This is a genomic window from Methanospirillum sp. (assembly GCF_035406105.1).
GTDB lineage: Archaea > Halobacteriota > Methanomicrobia > Methanomicrobiales > Methanospirillaceae > Methanospirillum.
This window is the reverse complement of the sequence record NZ_DAONKG010000300.1, coordinates 1-2,269: the sequence shown is the minus strand read 5'-3', so window position 1 is coordinate 2,269 and position 2,269 is coordinate 1. Positions and strand designations below refer to the sequence as shown.

The window sequence follows — 2,269 nt, the reverse complement described above, 5'->3', positions numbered from 1 at the left end:
ATACCATCCCATCCCCGCCATTATTGCCGCTTCCGCAGAGGACGAGTATTGTATCCGGATGGTATTTCCGGGCAGCCATCGCAATTCCCATACCGGCAGCCTCCATGAGTTCACGCTCGCTGATACCAAGCGCCTGTGCGTTCCTATCAATGCGACGCATCTCCGCAGGGGATATGAGTCCTGATTCTGAAAATCCGGTATAGTCTACAAGATCATCCGGGAATTGGCGTCCAGGGACGTGTCCTGTCATAAAACCCTCCTGATTATCATCTCATTTTCATCTTCTCTATGTTCCGGGCACATTCCTCTTTTTCTGATACCTGCATATAGTACCTGAATGAGTCTTGTTGAGGATATCAGGGCTGCTGCTGATGCCCTCCGGTCCTGTGAAGAAGTTTCCATTATCTCACATATTGATGCGGATGGTATTACCAGTGAGGCAATACTTGCGCAGGCCCTGAGTCGTGAAGGAATCCGCGTCTCGACAACCTTTGTGCGTCAGCTTGATCCGTTGACGCTGGATCAGATCCCGGATACCTCCTCGGTCAAGATATTTTCCGATCTGGGATCTGGTCAGCAGCAGATGCTCATTGAGAAAGGCCTTGACCCCTCCCGGACGATCATCATCGATCATCATGTCAGCCAGCCGGCAGAGCATGGCGATCCGTTCATCGAGGTGAACTGTCTGAATCATGGTCACGAGAAGATGAGTGCGGCAGGGATCTCATATCTGCTGGCCCATGAGCTGGATTCAGTAAACATGGATCTTGCCAAGCTCGCAATCATCGGAAATATCGGCGACATGATGGACCGCGAGCATCTCTGCCTGACCGGGCCGGCACGGGATATTCTCAATGACGGGATCCGGCATGGCACGGTAGAACTCTGGGAGCGTGATCTGAATATCTATGGGATCTCCACCCGCCCGTTACCGCAGTCTCTGGCCTATTCTGATGATCTGGATATTCCTGGCGTGAGCAGGGATCCTGACGGGGCCGGTGCGTTTCTTGAGCGGATCGGGATTACTCCGGTGCAGCCGAACAAGTGGCCGGTCTGGGAAGATCTCTCGTTTGATCAGAAACAGCAGGTCTGCTGTGCCGTGATAGAGCAGATGGTCGCCCATGGGAAGGACACCAGCCGTCTCTTTGCTGATCATTATATATTCCCTGATGAGGACCGCCATCAGGCATCACTTCGGAATGCCTCTGAATTTGCAACAATGCTCAACTCCTGTGGCCGGTGGCAGCGTCCTGAGCTGGGTGGGGCTATCTGCCGTGGTGACCGGGTGGCAGCCTACCGGGAAGCGGAACACATGCTCCGTAATCACCGGAGTAAGATTCGGGAGGTTATGATGTACATCACGGATACCGGGGTGAGCGAACTCTCGCATATGCTTTATATCCATGTGGGCGGGAGGTTTCCTGATACGATTGTCGGCATCGGGGCCGGTATGGCACTTTCCAGACTGAACCCGGAGAAACCGATCCTGATCATGTGCGAGGACTCCCTTGACCCGTCGATGACGAAGATATCCATGCGGACCCGTCCTGAGGTGGTCAGTAAAGGGATTGATCTCCAGCAGGCACTCACCCTGGCATGCGAGGGCCGGGAGGGATGTTCAGGTGGGGGTCACCGGATCGCCGCCGGAGCCTTTATTCCAAAGGATCAGGAGCGTGCATTTATCGAAGATGTCAACCGAATATTAGCGCAGCAATATGCTCAGTCGTGTCAGGACCATCGCTGATCTCCAGTTTGGCAGGGGTACAGGCATCCATCTGTTTCCTGATTCCTGCAGGTTTATTACATCCCGCCGGGGAGGAGTCCGTCAGGTGCTCCTTGACGGAAAGCGCCTTGCAACCCTCCGGGCCCATGACGGGCGTCTGACGCTCGGGCTTGCCGGGGGAAAACGCCTTCATGAAGTCCTTTGTGGGAAGACCGGCCGTGTGGAGGTCAGGGAGGATGTCACCTCATTCATCGCTGCCGGCAAGAATCTCTTTTGCAGGCATGTGGTTCAGGCTGATCCTGATATCCACGCCGGTGATGAGGTTCTTGTCGTGGAGCAGGATGACCGGTTTCTTGCGATCGGTGAAGCGGTCGTATCAGGAACGGAGATGATAGCCTGTGAGACCGGGATGGCAGTCTCGGTCCGGCACGGCATAAAAAAAGAGGAATAATCATGATACCTGGAATGAATCCCCGCAAGATGAAACAGATGATGAAACAGCTCGGGATGGATATCAAACCGATTGAGGATGTACAGGAGATTGTC

Annotated in this window: 4 protein-coding genes; 3 read left to right on the top strand and 1 reads right to left on the bottom strand. The window is 54.2% G+C overall.

Going from position 1 to position 2,269, the window contains the following annotated elements:
- A partial coding sequence (locus PLA23_RS12680; RefSeq protein WP_324475415.1) for an NAD(P)H-hydrate epimerase occupies positions 1-250 on the bottom strand: 250 nt, incomplete at its 3' end.
- 87 nt (positions 251-337) lie between these two features.
- On the opposite strand from PLA23_RS12680, the gene recJ reads away from it, so the two are divergent.
- From recJ to PLA23_RS12665, 3 genes are all read left to right on the top strand, one after another.
- A complete protein-coding gene (gene recJ / locus PLA23_RS12675) occupies positions 338-1,744 on the top strand; it encodes a RecJ family nuclease (RefSeq protein WP_324475414.1) in 1,407 nt (468 codons plus the stop codon).
- Positions 1,716-2,174, top strand: coding sequence for a PUA domain-containing protein (locus PLA23_RS12670; protein WP_324475413.1), 459 nt, complete (start codon positions 1,716-1,718; stop codon positions 2,172-2,174). Before recJ ends, PLA23_RS12670 begins: the two co-directional genes overlap by 29 nt.
- A gap of 2 nt (positions 2,175-2,176) precedes the next feature.
- Positions 2,177-2,269 (top strand): NAC domain-containing protein (locus PLA23_RS12665; protein ID WP_324475417.1); only part of this gene is annotated, 93 nt, incomplete at its 3' end.

Bases quoted from the DNA above. Each gene is read 5' to 3' on its own strand.
- recJ (WP_324475414.1), top strand. From the start codon at position 338: ATGAGTCTTGTTGAGGATATCAGGGCTGCTGCTGATGCCCTCCGGTCC.
- PLA23_RS12670 (WP_324475413.1), top strand. From the start codon at position 1,716: ATGCTCAGTCGTGTCAGGACCATCGCTGATCTCCAGTTTGGCAGGGGT.